At 37.8% G+C, this 17650-nt stretch carries 15 protein-coding genes and 3 pseudogenes; 3 read left to right on the forward strand and 15 right to left on the reverse strand.

The window, feature by feature from the left end; translation table 11 throughout:
• The first annotated feature begins 589 nt into the window (after positions 1-589).
• Positions 590-1787: pseudogene (locus CWB66_RS11915) on the forward strand (porin).
• A 267-nt stretch (positions 1788-2054) separates the two neighbouring features.
• Here CWB66_RS11915 and CWB66_RS11920 read toward each other — a convergent pair.
• Positions 2055-2936 carry an alpha/beta hydrolase gene (locus CWB66_RS11920; RefSeq protein ID WP_138585548.1) on the reverse strand — a complete coding sequence of 294 codons (882 nt, stop codon included), beginning with the start codon at positions 2934-2936 and terminating at the stop codon, positions 2055-2057.
• Between the two features lie 177 nt (positions 2937-3113).
• Entirely contained in the window at positions 3114-3662 is a 549-nt protein-coding gene (locus CWB66_RS11925) for a GNAT family N-acetyltransferase (RefSeq protein WP_138585549.1), read from the reverse strand.
• 96 nt (positions 3663-3758) lie between these two features.
• Between CWB66_RS11925 and CWB66_RS11930 the strand changes: the two genes are divergently transcribed.
• Together CWB66_RS11930 and msrA are read left to right on the forward strand one after the other, a co-directional pair.
• Positions 3759-3962 carry a hypothetical protein gene (locus tag CWB66_RS11930; protein WP_138585550.1) on the forward strand — a complete coding sequence of 68 codons (204 nt, stop codon included), beginning with the start codon at positions 3759-3761 and terminating at the stop codon, positions 3960-3962.
• Between the two features lie 146 nt (positions 3963-4108).
• Positions 4109-4708: a peptide-methionine (S)-S-oxide reductase MsrA gene (msrA, locus tag CWB66_RS11935; protein ID WP_077539014.1), complete on the forward strand. Its 600-nt coding sequence runs from the start codon at positions 4109-4111 to the stop codon at positions 4706-4708.
• A 157-nt stretch (positions 4709-4865) separates the two neighbouring features.
• Here the strand turns inward: msrA and CWB66_RS11940 are convergent, their stop codons facing one another.
• The 13 genes and pseudogenes from CWB66_RS11940 to CWB66_RS12000 all read right to left on the reverse strand — a co-directional run bounded on the left by CWB66_RS11940 (position 4866) and on the right by CWB66_RS12000 (position 17300).
• Entirely contained in the window at positions 4866-6980 is a 2115-nt protein-coding gene (locus CWB66_RS11940) for a TonB-dependent siderophore receptor (RefSeq protein WP_138585551.1), read from the reverse strand.
• A 15-nt stretch (positions 6981-6995) separates the two neighbouring features.
• The gene (locus CWB66_RS11945) at positions 6996-8318 is read right to left on the reverse strand and encodes a DUF3526 domain-containing protein (protein WP_138585552.1); all 1323 of its coding nucleotides are present in this window, start codon (positions 8316-8318) and stop codon (positions 6996-6998) included.
• A complete protein-coding gene (locus CWB66_RS11950) occupies positions 8315-9763 on the reverse strand; it encodes an ABC transporter permease (RefSeq protein WP_138585553.1) in 1449 nt (482 codons plus the stop codon). Before CWB66_RS11950 ends, CWB66_RS11945 begins: the two co-directional genes overlap by 4 nt.
• Entirely contained in the window at positions 9763-10488 is a 726-nt protein-coding gene (locus CWB66_RS11955; protein ID WP_502705289.1) for an ABC transporter ATP-binding protein, read from the reverse strand. Before CWB66_RS11955 ends, CWB66_RS11950 begins: the two co-directional genes overlap by 1 nt.
• A 240-nt stretch (positions 10489-10728) precedes the next feature.
• Positions 10729-12540 (reverse strand): protein kinase domain-containing protein, encoded by a 1812-nt coding sequence (locus tag CWB66_RS11960; RefSeq protein WP_077537879.1) that lies wholly within the window; start codon positions 12538-12540, stop codon positions 10729-10731.
• 227 nt (positions 12541-12767) lie between these two features.
• Positions 12768-13217: a hypothetical protein gene (locus CWB66_RS11965; RefSeq protein WP_077537878.1), complete on the reverse strand. Its 450-nt coding sequence runs from the start codon at positions 13215-13217 to the stop codon at positions 12768-12770.
• A gap of 107 nt (positions 13218-13324) precedes the next feature.
• A pseudogene (locus tag CWB66_RS11970) lies at positions 13325-13630 on the reverse strand (NADPH-dependent oxidoreductase); the annotation flags it as partial.
• A 203-nt stretch (positions 13631-13833) separates the two neighbouring features.
• Positions 13834-14070: a hypothetical protein gene (locus CWB66_RS11975; RefSeq protein ID WP_138585554.1), complete on the reverse strand. Its 237-nt coding sequence runs from the start codon at positions 14068-14070 to the stop codon at positions 13834-13836.
• A 73-nt stretch (positions 14071-14143) separates the two neighbouring features.
• Positions 14144-14392: a hypothetical protein gene (locus tag CWB66_RS11980; RefSeq protein WP_077537876.1), complete on the reverse strand. Its 249-nt coding sequence runs from the start codon at positions 14390-14392 to the stop codon at positions 14144-14146.
• Positions 14393-14408: 16 nt separating this feature from the next.
• Positions 14409-14945 (reverse strand): hypothetical protein, encoded by a 537-nt coding sequence (locus CWB66_RS11985; protein ID WP_138585555.1) that lies wholly within the window; start codon positions 14943-14945, stop codon positions 14409-14411.
• 152 nt (positions 14946-15097) lie between these two features.
• Entirely contained in the window at positions 15098-15958 is an 861-nt protein-coding gene (locus CWB66_RS11990; RefSeq protein ID WP_138585556.1) for a PhzF family phenazine biosynthesis protein, read from the reverse strand.
• Between the two features lie 57 nt (positions 15959-16015).
• Entirely contained in the window at positions 16016-16357 is a 342-nt protein-coding gene (locus CWB66_RS11995; protein WP_138585557.1) for a MerR family transcriptional regulator, read from the reverse strand.
• A 254-nt stretch (positions 16358-16611) separates the two neighbouring features.
• Positions 16612-17300: pseudogene (locus CWB66_RS12000) on the reverse strand (aspartate/glutamate racemase family protein).
• Positions 17301-17650 lie beyond the last annotated feature (350 nt).

The following is a 17650-nucleotide window of genomic DNA, read 5'->3' on the forward strand; positions in this document are numbered from 1 at the left end:
GGTTTGTAACCTAGTGGGCTAAGTAAAAGCCGAGCAACAAAGAGTTAATCGTCCCTAGGACGAACCCACAGGGCAGCGCATGTTTGGCATTTATGCTGTCGTTATCGCCTATTTATGGGGAATAACTACATTACATAGGCTCTGCATTACCTAAACATAAAGCATGCTGCTGCAATTTTAATCAGTAAAGAACAACTCGCCCTAAAATGTGAGTAAACCTCTTAACCAAATTTTAGGTTAATTTAACGCATTTCGTTATTCTTACTTTAGTTTATAAGCTATATTCATGAAAGCTAAGTACTTTAAAGTATTTGCTCTACATGTTGTTTTTTGAACAACGTGAAAAAATTTCAAATTAGTCCTTAGTATTTTTAAACTTTCCTAGCCCCATTTCCCTACTTTTTATCCTAAATAAACAAACATAACTCACACTTCAAGTGCAAAGTTAACCGTGTGTGAATAGCTATTCTTTTATATGATTTTGTTAATGAGTATTTTTCACTTTTGACGTATTTATTGCTTTGTTAGTCTGCAACTTCTTAAATTTAACTTTGTTAAAAAGCGTCGTTCACACACAAGGAAATACCTAATGAACAAAAGATTAGCATCACTACTTAGTGCAAGTTTTGTAGTCGCTCCGGCTGTGTCAGCAGTTGAGTTATACAAGGACGAAACCAACTCTGTTAATGCAGGTGGCTATATAGATGTTCGTGTGATCCATACCCAAGATCAAACTGAAGTTGTTAATGGTACATCACGTATTAACTTTAACTTTGAGCGTAAACTTAAAAATGATTGGATGGCACTGGCACTTGTAGAATGGGGTATAAACCCTGTTGGCAGTAGCGACATAGTTTACAACAACCGCTTTGAATCTATTCAAGATGAGTTTTTATACAATCGCTTGGGCTACGCAGGCCTATTACACGAAAAATATGGCCAAATTACCATAGGTAAACAATGGGGTGCGTGGTACGACGTTGTTTATAACACCAATTACAGTTTTGTTTGGGATGGCAACGCGGCTGGTGTTTACACTTATAATAAAGACGACGGCGCGGTTAATGGTACGGGTCGTGGCGACAAGTTAGTCCAATACCGTAACAGCTACAAAAACGTTAATTTTACCTTGCAAGCGCAGTTAAAAAATAGCGAATTTTATACGTGTGACGTGACTAATATTTCTGAATCTGGTTGCCAAAGTTTATGGGAGTCAGGTGATAGCGCGGCGCAAAAGGTCGAGTTTAATTCTACATTGGGCGGTGCAGTGACCTACAAGGTAACTAACATGTTAACACTTAGTGCAGGTGTAAACCGTGGTGAATTTGATCTTACTTTTGGCGATGGTACTACCCGCTCTGTTGAAGATTTAATTTATGGCGCAGGTATTACATGGGGTGATATTGATGCGCCGGGTTTATACGTTGCCGCTAATATTAATAAAAACGAAAACCACGATACCGACAACTTAGGCCGTTTGATTAAAGACGCTATTGGTGTAGAGACATTCGCATCTTATCGATTTAACAACGATCTGCGCTTTTTTGTTGCGTACAACGTGTTTGATGCTGGCGACGACTATGTACTTTAACGCCGATCCAAATGATGTATTTAAACGCCAATTTGCTGTAATTGGCCTACATTACTTCATTGATACGGACACAATTGCTTATATAGAAGCTAGAAAAGATTTTGGTGATTTTGAAAGCACCAACAAAGAGCAACAAGCTTTGATGGAACAATCTGAAGACGATGGTATTGCCATTGGTTTTAGATATACACTTTAGAATTAAGGTATTAAAGTGTATAGGATATGCTTAGTTAGCTAAGCGTATCCTGCACTAATTAGCCCCTATTCGAGTAAAATGAAAACGATAATCATATTACGCTAGCTTTTAAGACCAAATCTCCTCCGCTGTTAAGAATATATTTAACAGAATTTAGTATGATGTGTTCTTTTTATGTATTTATACTCTGCTTTAATCTTTATAACTCAATGTTTACCTGACCTTTTATCACCTGAAATAAACTGAGTTTATATACAGTTTTAATGTTTAATGTTTTATAAAATGATTGTAACCTCTCAACGCATTTGCAACGCTAAGAGATGGGTTGTCTGAGTGTTCAGCTCCAAGATTTACGGCACTTTCCCATACGAGCGTACTATTAGGATTAGCCGTTAAGGCTTGCTCTAGATTATTAAATGCCTTTAGCATTAGTGGATGCTCTGCACTGCCAACAGATAAATACAAATATGTTGGCGAGTTAATTTTATCAGATTGTGTATCTAAAAATGTATCTAGCTTTTTAACCACGGTCATATCGTCGTACCAAGCTGCGGGGCTAAATGCAAAGTAACCATTAAACAGCTCAGGTTTAGTATGCAGTGTATAAAGTACAAAACTCCCTCCTGCTGAAAAACCACTCAATACACGATTATTTGTAAGCTTATAATTTGCAGATAAATATGGCAGTAACTCGGTTTCAATAAACTGTAAAAACTTATCGGCTTCACCATTGGGCTCTGAAATTGCTTCAAGTGCCAAACGTGCCTCTGTATTTACATCTTGTCGTGCATAAGGAGGCACTAAATCACGATTACGTGTAAAGGTAAAAAATAAATTTGGAATAGACACTAATATAGCTTTATCCCCTTTTTCTTTTTTAGCTTGTTTGGTAAGTGCTTGATCCCAAGTTTCTAAGTTAAAATTACCGTCCGTTTTAATTATTAACGGATATGCTTTATTTGCATCGTAATTAGTCGGTAGTCTAATAAATACCTTACGCGACTCATTAAGCACTTTAGAATTAATGGTTACATCCGTATAAGCCGACACATAATGATTATAATAACGTAAAGCAAATACGCCCAAAGCAAATATAACCACGGCTAAACTTAAATTTACAATGTAGTGTTTTGTTATTTTTATAGCCATACGGCATTCCTTTATATGTTTTCTGGTTACACGTTATAAGTTACCGTATCTCAACCTACTTAAACTTAACCAGTGTTATTTTACAAGTGTATGCTCAGCCCTAATAAACACGACCTAGCAACAAACAGGCTCAATAGTAGCCCGAAACACGCATAAAAAAACACCTTAATATCGATATCACTGCTTACCTTGCACATTTATTTTTTTATACCAAAGTTCATCGTTGTTACGGGTTATTGTTTTTATTCTGCTTGGCAATAAATCGGCATTAAAGTTAGGTGTAAACCCTAGCTTAGTCAAAAGTTTATGTGAACGTATATTTTTTATATTAACTTCGGCAAAAAGTTCATAAATTTGCAATGTATTTGGTAAGGTATTTATAAAACCGACTAGCGCTTCGCTCATTAATCCTTGTTGCCAATAATTTGGGGCAAGTTCGAACCCTATAAACGCACTATTGATTTTGTCCCCTATTTTATACAGTCCACAAGTACCAATAAAACACGTATTAATATTATGTTCAATTGCAAGGCGGATAACTTCGCCCTCGTAGTATGCGCTTATATCATCTTGTATTAACTGTTTAATATTATCTTTACTGAGCGGAGTTTTATAATCGTTAAATTGAGCAACGAGCGGATTATTTAAAATAGTAAACAACCCACCAGCATGTTTATGGGTGATCAAACGCAGTGTAACGCGTGGTAATTTTAAAGTTTTAAACATTTATTTTTAGCTAGTCAGTTGAAATAGCGCTTTATGGAAGTACATTATTAACTTACCATATCCCATTAACAAGCATTATATTGAGAGCCTTTTTCCATGAGTGACGAATTTAAAGTAATACAACCAACGACCACTGTTTTTTGTCCAGAGCGCGGTGAAGGTTGGACCTTAACTGGGATCACTAATATTAATGAATTTACCTCTGTAATGTTTAATGGCACCCGCTATACACTCGCAGCACGGGAAATAATAGAGCAACTTTTGCCAAACCAGTTAGCTCGTGAAACGCAAAATAGTTAGTTTTATGATAAAAAGTAAAAGGCTGTTTTATCATAAAGCGGCCTTTACAGTTTAAAGCCCCGTATAAATTTAATATGAAAGACCTTTAAGCTATTTCAGGTCTATTTATTATGCTTTAAACATTCATCATATCGATGCGAGATTTTATGAAAAAAATATTAGGCCTAGTTTTAACATCATCTGTGCTGTTTTATGCATCACTTGCTCATGCAGCTAATACAGAAAAAGCCGTTTTAGCTGGAGGTTGCTTTTGGTGTATGGAAAGTGACTTTGAAAAACTGCCAGGGGTTACTGATGTAATATCGGGCTTTACTGGCGGTAAACTTAAAAACCCGACATACAATGGTAACCATAAAGGCCATTACGAGGCCGTAGAAATCACTTACGATCCAGCAATAGTCAGTTACCAAGGTATACTTGATCATTTCTGGGTTAATATTGATCCCTTTGATGCTAAAGGGCAATTTTGCGATAAAGGCCCTAGCTACTTAAGTGCTATATTTGTTGAAAACGACGAACAACGTAAATTAGCTGAAAAAACAAAAGCAGCAGTAGTTGCCGAGTTTCCTAATCAAACGGTGGTTACACCAATACTAAACGCAAGTACCTTTTACCCTATTAAAGGAAAAGAAAGCTTTCATCAAGATTATTACAAAAACAACCCAATCCGATACAACACCTATCGCTGGCGTTGTGGACGTGATAGTCGTTTAGAAGATATTTGGGGCGACAGAGCTACGCACTAACCGATTATAAATTTTAATATCTATTTTAATACACTAAAGGCTGCTTTTATTAAGCAGCCTTTTTATTGTTAATGCTTACCTGTTAGTTATGCCAAACTGCATAAATCTTTGATCAATTTAACGAATTAAATAGACCCCATATATAAGCAGATTGGTATTAAAAGTTGTACGTAGCAGATAAACGTACATTCCTTGGCGTACCTGGTTGAACCCATGCATCTGCAAACGAGTTTGTGTAATACGTCTCATCGAATAAGTTATCAACCTCAGCGCGTAAACCAATATTATCAGTGAGCTCATAATTAATAAATGCGCGTGCTGTTGTATAGCTGGGTAGTTTAAAGTCGGTACCAAAAAAGCCGTTTCGTGAGCCTACGTAAACTAAGCCTCCACCAAATTTAACGGCTTTACCATACAATTCTGCTGATTTAACCAGTTGTAAACTAAATTGATGCTCAGGAATATTTAATAAAGAACTTCCCGCTTCTACTGTGTAGCCAAAGTTAGCATCAAAAAATGAGTTTTCAATTGTTGCATCAACATACGCATACGATGTCCAAATATCTAGAGTGTCGGTCAGTTCACCGTTTATATCAATTTCAAAGCCTTTACTTTGCGCTTCGCCAATAGCCGCAAAGCTAAACGCCGTTGGGTCGTCTACTACTAGCATGTTGTCTTGCTCTACTTTAAATACAGCAACGGTGCCAAACAGGGCGCCATCGTTTAAAGTAAACTTAACGCCTACCTCTGACGACGTTGATTGATTTGGCTCAAACCCATCTCCGTTTAAATCAGTACCCGATAAAGGTCTAAAGTTTTCACCATAAGCCGCATAAACAGAGACAAACTCACTCGCCTCATACACAACACCAAACTGCGGGCTAACACGCGATTCGCTTTGTTTAGGTTGAGTATCAGCTAAGCGGTTATTAAGTGTTTGTTCGTAGTCATCAAAACGTGCACCAATACGTATATCAAGCTTATCGGTTAGGCTTATTTGGTCTTGTATAAATATACCTAACGACTCTTGTATTTCTACCTTGTCGGTATTGGCTGTTGGTGTAGGTAACTCATACGCTCCATACACTGGGTTAAAAACATTTATATACTGATCGCCACGTACACGCAGAACAAATTGATTATTTTCGAACTTATCAGAATCAACACCAATTATTAAGCGGTGATTTAATCCAGCAACCTCTAAATTACCGGTTACTTCTGCGCGGTATACTTGGTATGTAGCGTCGTAATCACGGTAGCGTCTAAAACGATTTACTTTGCCATTTTCTACTACACCACCAAAGCCTGTTTCGGTTGCAAAACCTTCAAGCGATGTATCACGATAGTTTGCGCCCAGTAATACACTCCAATTATCATTAAAGTCATGAACAAACTCTAATTGATGGCCAAGTACGTTTGCTTCTATCGGTCCATCGCCTGGCTCACCTAAAAAGCGGCTTTCTGGTATTAGGCCAAGCTTGCCATCTATTGCTAATACACCTCTATCAAACGGGACTTCTTGGTCGCTGTATTCAAGCTCATAAATTAGTTGGCTGTTGTCATTAATGTTCCACGTAATAGAAGGACTAAAGCCCTTTTTAGTTATTTCTATGGTATCGCGAAAGCTTTTTGCGTCTTCATAAAAACCGACCAGTCTAATAGCTACGTCGTCGTTAAGGGGCATGGTGTAATCTACATCAGCACGGTAGGTGTCAAAGCTGCCTACACTTAGTTTTAGCTCGCCACTTGTATCAAATGTTGGGCGTTTAGTAACAAGATTTACTGTACCACCAGGCTCTCCACGACCAAATAGCGCAGCTCGTGGACCTTTCAACACCTCGACCGATTCAATACCCGATAAATCACGCGAGCCACCAAAACCACGTCCGGCATTAAACCCATTTACAAGGTAATTACTTGGTAAGTTTTCATCGCCTACAAAACCACGTAGTGCAAAGCTATTCCAAAGCCCGCCAAAGTTATTTTGACGCGCAACCGAAGCAGATAAATCAAGTGCTTGGTTTAAATCTATTGCGCCTGCATTTTCGAGTGCTTCTAAATCTATTTTCAGCTCTGATTGTGGGGTTTCTAAAGGGCTAAAATTACCTTGGTAGGCTTGACGAGAGCCAGTAACCGCAAAACGCTCGATAGACTCTTCAGTACTATTTTCAGTACTATTGTTTTCATTAGCAGCAATAGCGTGGCTTGCAAACATACTTGCTAAGCAGGCACTAATATAAGTGAGCTTAAGCCCTTTTTTATTGGTATTCATGATAAACCTTGTTGATTAGTTAGCTGATAAATTTTGTTTTGGCTGAGCGTCTACATTGCTTAGCATTTTTTGTTCATTAAGTATGGTTTTGCTAAAGCTTGGCATAGTTTCAAGCGCGGCTTTAGTTGGGTTACCTTTTACAAATAACCAAGGGTAGTAAAACGTCCGTAAGCTTTTATGAAATCCACGCATTTGCGATTCATACCTAAATGCCGCTACGGCATCTGTTTTAGCCATGCGTGTTAAACCACGTTGAAGTAATAATGGCGGTGATAGCCACGATACAAATCCTGCTAATGAATACTTTTTACGAGCCGCATCTTGGTAAGCGTGTGATAGCTTCGCCACTTTTTCATCGCCCACTTGCTGAAATGCGTAGTACCATTTCCATTCAAACTCACTTTGCATGGCGGTGTAGTTTGCCCACTGGGGGTGGTTTGCTACAAAGGCATCCATCGTAATTTGCTTTGGTATGTCCCATGCCCCGTTAACAGCTTCACGTTGAGTTAGCACAATGTCGCCACCTTTAGGCGAATTTACCGCTTTGTTTATCGCTAAATCGCCTAAAATAGGAATAATAAAAGCAACTAATACCCAAAAGCCTATTAAGGTTGATGCAACACGTGGCGCACTAGTGGCATTTTTGCCCCACCACACACTCAATAACGTCCAACTAGCCAAGTAAATAACACATATAAAAGTAATAAAGCCAACATCACCCAGTACTGAGCTGCTAAGAAGTGCACCGATATAAAATGGCAGCATTAAGCAGACTCCAACCGATATAAACCTAACGGCTATACGTGCGCCCCATAATGCAAAGTACGATTTAGCGGTAGTCACGAGTAAATCGTGTCTGCCACTTGTTCGTTCATTGGCAAATAAATCATGAAATAGTAAAATAATTACAAGCGGGGCTAATGCGCTTAACACAAATACAAAGTCGATTTTACCGGCTTGCGCAAGCTCAGCGTTTTGTGCATCGCTTTCGTATATTTGCCCCTCTAGCGCAAGTAAGTTTAAGCGGTGTTTCCACGGGTAAATATCGCGCTCGCCTAAAGCAGCAAATGCTAAATTTGAAGGCGATGAATACGTTAAATGAAAACTGTAATAAGCAAGCGAGCCTGCATCATCGTACTTATACTGTACATTAGTTAAGTCCGTTAAATCGGCTGCTTTTAAGCGCTCAATAGTTTGCTTTTGCTGTGTTACTTCGCTAAGTCCGCTATAAACGGCAAATCCCGACATAACAAACGTACATACCAGTAATACCACTAAGTATTTTTGACGAAGTAAAAAAAGCCATTCACGCACAAGCTGTTTTAATAAGTAACTCATAACAAACGCCTCCCTACAAATTTAATCCCGCCTAACAATACTGCAATCCAGAGTAGTAGCTGTAAAAAAGCAGGTATGCTTCGCTGCGTTCTTACTTCTGAGGTGTCTACATTAAAGGTAAAATCTTGCAGTACTTGCCAGTTTTGAGCACTCACACGTGCTTTTTGGGTTGCTGCAGTATTGGCATTTCGGTTCATGTCATCTTGGTAGCTAAGCTTTTCTACATGAACTTTATTAAGCCCTTGGACAAAACCAAAGCGCAGCTGCTCGGTTTCACGTAAAAAACGATGATGCGTTTCAATACTTGTACCCACTACAATCATCGATAATGACCGAATTGCCACCATAGGTGATACCCAGCCAAAATAACGCGATATCTTCGTTTGTTTAAGCTCAGCTTGCATACGCTGCTCAGCAAACTTATTGAGTACGCTCGTGAGTTTAGCCTCAGATTCGCTTGCCACTAGCCCTCTAAAATTAACGGGTAATTCATCAATACTGCTCACGTTGTATTTATTAAGGAGTGATTGTTTAAATTGCTTAAATGCAGGGTCGTTTGTGTTGTGCCCGTCACCTAGTTTTCTAAGTTCGGCTTTTACGGCAAAGTCGGTTTCTATTTTACCTGTTGATGGTATAGCCGTTGAAGCTGTTGTACTAGCTACACGTGGCATTACAATACACAGTAAAATCCATACAAATGCGAGAGCTGTAAAGCTGCTACTGTTTTTACTAAATAGGCTTGATGCAAATAAAATAAGCAGCACCCACACAGTTAAATATAAAGCGTAGCCAAACACAAAGCTTGCTACAGCAAGTAAGCCTTCACCTGAGTCAAGTGTAAATAAAGCCGATACCGTAAGCGGAATTAAAATTAATCCTACAACAGATATTAACGCAAGCCCTTTACCTGCAATGAGTGTTGCGCCCGATGTACCTTGCGATAACAAGTAAGATAACGTTTGCGACTCACGTTCACGGCTAATTGCGCTATAACCAATTAATATTAATAATAACGGTGCGAGTGTTTGTACAATAAACGCAGGCGTTAAACTGCCTAATTTAGTAAGAGCAGTACCTTGGCGGCTATCTGCAAACATCGCGCTATTTTGTCTGTGCCCTTCTAAAAATATTGAGTTACCCGTGTAGGCATCAATACCTGGGTCGAGTGTGCTCAGTGGCGAAGGCGCTCTAAATGCATAATGCCCATAATGCACCATTCTGTGCGGGTGGCGGTCAGGCTGATCAACAAAGCTTTGCTCAGCGCTTGTTTGCAGTTCGTGCCGAGTATGGCTTAGCTCCATCATAGTAATTGCGGTCACAATTACCGACGCAAGCGTAAGCACTAAACCAATGGCAAGTACGGTCATTGCAAGTTTTGAGCGAAGCCAATAGCGCCATTCATCCTTTGCAACAATAACCACCTTTGAAAAGTTATTTATACTCATTAAGCGCCTCTTTGCGCAAATGCGGCATGAACTTGCTCAGTATCAATACGGCCATTTTGTGGTGCGTCAAATTCGCCCACCAGCTCACCGGCACTTAATAAACCAATACGATTAGCCACTTGACATGCGCCGTATACATCGTGCGTAACCATTAAAATAGTCGCCCCCGTTAATGCAAGCTCACGCACAAGTTGATTAAACTCATCAATGGCAACTGGATCTAAGCCTGAAGTAGGCTCATCAAGTAAAAATATTGGTGCTTCACGCAGGATGGCAAGTGCAATTGCCGTTTTTTGCCTCATGCCTTTTGAGTAAATTTGCATGTGGCGATCCCACGCATCTTGCTGCAAATCAACACGAATAAAGGCAGCATTGATTTGCTCGTCTGTTTTTTTTATGTCAGCAAGTGATAAAAAATATTCAACGTTTTCGCGCGCTGTTAAATGCGGATATAAGGTTGCCGATTCGGGCAAATATGCGGTTTTACCACGCACAAAGTCAAGTGCTTGTGTTACCTCTTTACCCGCAACCTTTACCGAGCCATCAGTTGGTTTATTAAAACCAAGTAACGTTTTCAAAGTGGTTGATTTACCCGCACCGTTGCCACCAAGTAGTGCATAAATTTCACCTTTGTTCACGGTAAAATTTAAGTTCTTTAAAATAACTTTGTTTTTAATACTAAAATTTAGCGAGCTTACCTCAATGATAGATTGCGCTTTATCTATTTGGGTAGTGCTAACTTGTGGTTTAGCGGTTTGTAATTCAATTGATGTTATTTTATTAACTGCAGTCACACTCACACTCTATTATGGTCATTTTTGAATGCTATATGTTATACTATAACAAAACTTAATTGCAACAATATAACATACCAATTTAGAGTGAGTTTATTAACGCAAGGTACCGAGATAATCTTTGTGGGTTATACAACGTAAAAAACGTGTGGATGAACTTTAAAGTACTTTTTATATAAGTTTAGGATTTTTAGGAAAATAATGATCTTCTTGTTGCTTACATAAACTAAATTCACGGGTATTTTTATAAGGTAGTTTCATAAATCCTGCGACACCAACATCAGTAATATTGACGGCATATTGCATTAGCTTATTAAGCAAACGCTTAAACTCAACTTCTTTTGTTTCATCAAGTAGTCGGTAGTAGTGGTGAATTTTCATTCTGTCGGGCAGTGCTTCAAAAATAATACACCCTGTGTGGTGGATCTGGTTAAGCTCAAATACACATTTAATAACTTTTTTGGGTAATTGTAATTGCTCGTCAGGATCTTTACCGTCTTCAAAGTACGAGTGTGGCCGTGTTATTTCGTTAGCTTTCATACTAACGACTTCGTAATCAAGTTCAGGTAGGCTATCAAATTTAAATGCACCAGTCCCATCGCGCTCTAACTGAATCGTTTTACGTGCATCAAATAAGCAGCACTTAAATAACCCTTTTTGATTAATTGCTTGGGCAAGCATCACCGTATTATTTATAGCATCGCTAAAGGCATCGCCTAAAGACTGGTCATGTATAATTAAAGATGATTCAACAAACAGCGAATCATCTTTCCAATGAAAACTAAGCCCACCCACAGCGGGGTATTTAGCCAGCCGGCTAATTGAAGCTAAAAATGCTTTTTCTGTATCGCCAGTATCAAATAGAAATTCTTTATAGTAACGATCGAGTTGAGCATCGTTTACGTCAAGCAACTGCTGATTATGATCGGCCTGGCGTAAAAACTGTTTACGTGAACTATATACAACCGTGTCAGGCTGTTCTTCTCGGCCATACCAAAATGGTATGGCCGCTTTTTTTCGATTTTTTTCAAGGGTAGGTAAATAAACTTTAGCCATAGTGGTAATATTGCGCATAAAGTAATCGCCAGCGCTATCGCGTATCGCTTTATTTTTACAAAGCATGCCATCAATAACTTTAGCTAGCTCTTTTGGTAATCCTAAACTGCTTGCAGGTATTGCTTGAGCGCCAAAACGGCACGACTGCGCTGATGCAAGTGCATACAAAGTAGCGGCTACACCTTGTTCATCAAAGCGAGGGGATGATTGCTCACCCGACATTTGTGCTTCACCAATAAAGTAAACATCGCCCATACGCGCATTAGTGGTACTTAAGTCGCCCGACATTAAATCCATAAAGTTACTAGCAACTGGATTACCATCACTATCAACCTGCGCAAACACAGAGCTGCCCCAATCAACTAACGACAACGCATTGGTATTTTTATCCCATACAAGGTTTGAAGGTTTTACATCACCATGGACTATAGGCTGCGGACTTACTCCATTTTTATGACTTCGCAAATCAATTAATACATTACGTAACCTAACCGCTAATGCCATTATTTGCGCCGCGCTGAAGCGCCCAGTTTTAAGCGATACTTTTTCAAGATCTTCACCAATGGCCCTTGCCATCATTAAAATCCCTTGTTTTTTGATACGCTCAAATGCATAAAAGGTTGGCACTAACGGGTTATTAATTTGCGAAAGCATATACGCTTCATCTTCAAGCCGATCTCGTACACTCTGTGCAAGCGTAATACGCGAAAACTTAAATACCCAAGGTAAGCTGTTACCGTCATCCCCTGCAAACACAAAACCAAACGCACCCGACCCAATCATTTCAACGTTTTTATAGCCCAGCAGCGTTAACTGCTTAATACAGATATTAAGCCATTGACGATGTTTTTTAGCATCGCGGTGTGAAAGCAAATAGACAGATTGCTCTTCGTTGATATAAAAATTGCGGATTTCTTTGGCTTTCAATGCGGGCACTCAAATTTATAAAACTAACCAATTATTAGTTTTATGTAATGAGATTACAATAGCTTGAATAGGAGTTTTTAAATCGTTGAATAAAGTAGCGCCGTGTTTATCCTTCGCGGTTAAATTTACAGCAGAGAATTAATTGTAAACGTTAACGCTAAAGCTTACTTAGCTAAAAGTAAGCTTTTACAATCAACTGTATATAAATACAGTTGATTGTAATTTTACTAACTTTCAATAATACGAAGATGCTTAAGTGATGATACATTTATGTGCGTTTGATAATAATATTTATTAGTTGCTCTACCGCGACTCATAAAATCGATAGTTACTCGTTTAGCTTCGCCTGTTACTTCTATTGTTTTATCAATAAAAAAGGTTTCTACAGGTTGTCCGTATTTACTTTCAAGCTCTGCTGCTACATTTGGCTTTATTGATATCGTAATTGAACGTCTATCGCGGTAATCTGTTTCTGTATTTAAATACAACCAATTACCCTGAGCCCCTGCCGCTTTAATGTGAAACTGGTAAGTGCCAACAACTCCTTTTGGTGCACTTTGCTCGGTTAAAGCTATAAGGTCCATATTTGTAGTTGTACGCTGACTTACTTCACTTTTATTAGGAACAGCACTACACGCGCTAAGCGCTAATACGCTGAAAAGAGTTATATACTTCAAGATACAATTTCCTTGCTTCTTTTTTGTGTTAATAAGAATGTAATGGCATTAATAATACCACTGTATGCATCATTGTTTCTATAAGAGAACCAAATACTTTCAATCAGTTAAGGAGCATTACGCTGAGAAGGGTTTGTTTTAAAGCTTTTTAACGTACTTTGCGGATTTACCACCTCTGCATGTTGTTTAGCTGCTTGCGCCCACCACGTTAATCGACTAAACGTTCGTGAAAAATAATTAAACCAAGACGATCTATCTTGCCCTGCGATTGGCTTTCCATCCACATTAAACACATCTTGTGCTTTGGGTACATGGATCATCGCAGAAACCGGTAAACACCCGAGCTCAGATAAAAAAGTTCGCATAGTAACCGCAGCTCTTACCCCACCCCATTGCCCTGCAAAATAAGTAACATTAGGTATTTTCAGTTAAAACAAGGTAAATCAAGCGTATAAAGCAAGTCTATTACAAATAGATTCAACGCACTTCGTTCTAAGATAAACACTTTAAAATGGATTTATTCTTCAATGTTCAAGTTAAAGTTAAAGTTAAAGTTAAAGTTTGAGCGAAAGCAATATACTGAAATACAGCTTTCGCAAATATAATAAGTTATCACCTAATGACTCAAATAAGCCATTAAGGTAATGAGTGCAACATAAAAACAAACACCTAATAAACAGATCAAGTTAACCTTTTTAGCTTTGCTCACCTTAAACGAGGCAAAATCTTTAATATCATTTTTAAACTGCCCAAAAGTAACTACTTTCAATACCACACAGCCCGTAGAATAAAATAAAAAGCCTAAAATGGTATCAACAAGTAACCAAGTAAAAATCTCTACAAATACACTCATACTATTTCCTTAATTCGCATTAATATAAAACATCCGTAGTTTATGAAAAATAATTTAACAAAAAAAATCTTTATTACAGTCCAACTCCAAGTCTTTTTAACAGCTTAAATGCTATTTCTGCATTGTTCGCTATTTTCATAACTTTTTCGTTTTCAGATGTTGCTTCGTTTACTTCTGTCAATAAAACATGTAACTCTTTAAGATCGTCATCCGAAAAGGCTTTGCGTAATTGTGGCGTTGAAAGCGGCAATGAGTTAGTGAGCTCATTTGCAATACTGGAAATATCAGCATCAAATTCATTTTTTATATCATTTAAGCTCATGCTCATATCCCTTTATTTAAAGTCCGGCAGTGTTTAATGAGTCATTTATAAATGTGCTTATAGCAGGGGGAATTGGAATTATCTTTCCAACTTCTTCAACGGCTGATTGTTGAAAATTAACAATCGCATTAGCACTTATTAATAGATTAGTAATACTTTCATTTGCGGCAATAGTATTTTTGGTGTTTGACATAATTATACTTTTCATACTGTTCGCTTTAGCATTAATTTTAGATCTTACCTCATCCCTGATCAGAGCAGATAAACCAGCCACGCCTTCTTGCTGTTGCGCTGTTAATACCGCGTTTTGTGCAATACTTTTTTTAGAACGGTAGCTCTCATTCGCTTTTGCATACACTTTTGACCATTTTTCATCAAGCATACTGTACGCAGATAGCTCCCAAGCCTTAACCATTTCAACACCGTTTTCACCTAAGGCGTTTATCCCCACAGACACTTGTTTATTTACATCAATTGCCGCTTGAGGAATATTGCTACAGCCTGTTATCACTACAAATAGTGAGGCAATAAGCGTGATATTTTTGATCTGCATTTATTTTATCCCAACGATCTATTTTTATAAAATGAATGATATCGATTATACATATTCAATTGATAAGTTCCCCCACCTTGACGATTATTTCTAAAGGTAGGTTAGTCTAAATAGCTTTAGTAAAATGCTAAAGCCATAAAATATGTATATTTTCAAATTTCAACATGCATACGGTTAGATACGACACCAACACCGCCAGCTAACAGGTAGTTTATTACACCGTTCTCTATTTTTAATAAAACCTCGATACAACTTGGTGAAGATTGGAGCATAGAATACCCCTGCTCTATTTTAAATTCAGTTTGCCTAAATTTAAGAATGTCATGCAGAAAACAAGCAAGCGGTCCGGCAGCCATACCCGTTGCAGCTTCTTCTGTAATTCCATAAAGAGGAGCAAACATTCTTGTTGAAGCATCTCTCCCCAGAATATTAGCCTCAAGAGTAAAAACATAGAAACCAACAAGACCATATTTTTCAGAGATTTCTTTAATGATTTCATGGTCTGGACATAAACCATCAAGGGCTTCTCTACTTGTTACACCAACAAGCATAAATGCATTTCCTGTATTTACTATCATTGGATCTGAGAGAGTAATATCTGATGAAATACCAAGTGCTTCCAGAACTGCATTTTTTTCTATCACGCTAATATACTTAGGGGCTAACTGTTCCATATAGGAAAAATCACCATTAACTTGAATATCTCTTCTTCCATCGATGGTTTCTTTGGAAGTCATTGAATTTTTTAATGATCCAAGCTGCGACAAATAACTAAAAGTTGCAATAGTTGCATGCCCGCAATGAGCTATTTGCTTTTTTGGGGTGTAAAAATCAAGCTTAAAATCTGCAATTTTGGACTTTGATACAAAAGCCGTTTCAGATAAACCTACTTTTTTTGCTACAGCGAGTTTTTGTGACTCGTTTAAAGAGTCTGCATTAATTACAACCCCAGCAGGGTTACCCCCTTTTCCACCGTCGGTAAATGCATTCACGATTGCTACTTCAACTTTCATTGTTTGTTCCTTCTATGAATATTAAAGTGAGCTTAGCAATGTAGACTACACTCTAGGTCAAGCGTTTTTGAACCTATAAATTTTATTTTTTGTTACTTCAATATAGTGGTCAATATTATTTTTCTGTATTTGTAATTTACCTAGATGCTCTTCAAGAAATGCTACGCAGAGCATGTGCTCGTTTTCATAAAATGCTTTGGTGTATTTTTTTATCTCACTCAAAGACATGCCAGAGTTTTTCATGCAAGAAACCCAATTAAGCACGTCTACATCCATTAAGTCATATGATCGATGGCCGCTTTCATCTTTTTCAGGCTTTTTGATAAGACCTTGTTTTTCATAATATCTAATTGTATGAATACCAAAGCCTGTTTTACTACTAAGCGTACCTATTTTCATATTATTAAACCTTTAGCTAACTAACTGCACCGCTTAACCTAGCTCTAAAAATTTAAGAGCTATATAATATTTCAAGATAATGTATAAATCGTAAACCAATTCCCATTTTAATCTTTATAGCTAAATCCTGAGTTCGTAACAATCTGCTTGTATATGGGTTTATTTAATGATGAAAAATTACGCCGATGATACAGAGTAATTAAATCCATTAAATTGCTTAAATATTTATACAAGTTGATATCACTAGTAGCACATTAAATTGCCAAATCAACTGCTTTTCGCGCATGTACGTACGTCGTATCTAAAGCCTAATATGCGTATCTTCTTGTTTAATTAGCATACCGATTTCAGTACACCCTAATATGACGGCCTCCGCTCCTTGCTCAGCAAGGGCATCAATTATTCTTAAATATTCAGCTTTAGATGACGTAAGACAGCGCCCTAAACAAAGCTCTTTATAAATAACATTATGAACAATAGCCCTATCTGATTTTTCTGGAATTAAGACCGACAAACCGTGTTTTTCTTTTAATCGACTTTTATAAAAATCTTGCTCCATAGTAAAAGCAGTACCAAGTAAACCAACGGTTTTCACTCCCATTTTAATAAGTGTTTCTGCTGTTGCATCAGCGATATGGATCAAAGGGATAGTTATACTTTCCTGAATTTGGGGAGCAACTTTATGCATCGTATTTGTGCAAATTAATAAAAAATCAGCACCTGCACGTTCGACATTTTTTGCCGCTGCGCAAAGTATATCCGAAGTTCCATTCCAGTCACCTTTGTGTTGGAGTTTTTCGATTTGATCAAAATCAACGCTATACATGACAATTTTAGCTGAGTGTAAGCCGCCAAGTGACTCCTTAACGCCTTCATTTATCACTTTATAATATCCGGCAGAACTTTCCCAACTCATGCCACCTAAAAGACCAATTGTTTTCATACAGTGCCTAACACATATAGTATTGCAGTTGGTTTATCCTAGTAGTTAGCCAATTAATTGTCTATTACATAACGTTTTTATATACTGTTAAGTGTAACCAATTGTTTAAAATGTGGTTTACTTAGTTGAAGATTTTCTTAAAATACATTCATCCTCTATTTGTGACAAAGGCTCTTTAATTGCGAATCCACTGCTTGGTTATTTCACAAGCAGATAGCTACTTTGCGCCTATCGCTTTCGTTTATTGATAAATTATGTTTTGATGAATGAAGTTAAATGGTAATCCTTTTGGTTATGTAACAGCTTCATTCATAACGGAGCCCGTAGAAGCTTAAATAACCTGAACTCTG

It is taken from the genome of Pseudoalteromonas sp. S558, assembly GCF_005886635.1.
Classification (GTDB): Bacteria; Pseudomonadota; Gammaproteobacteria; order Enterobacterales; family Alteromonadaceae; genus Pseudoalteromonas; species Pseudoalteromonas aliena.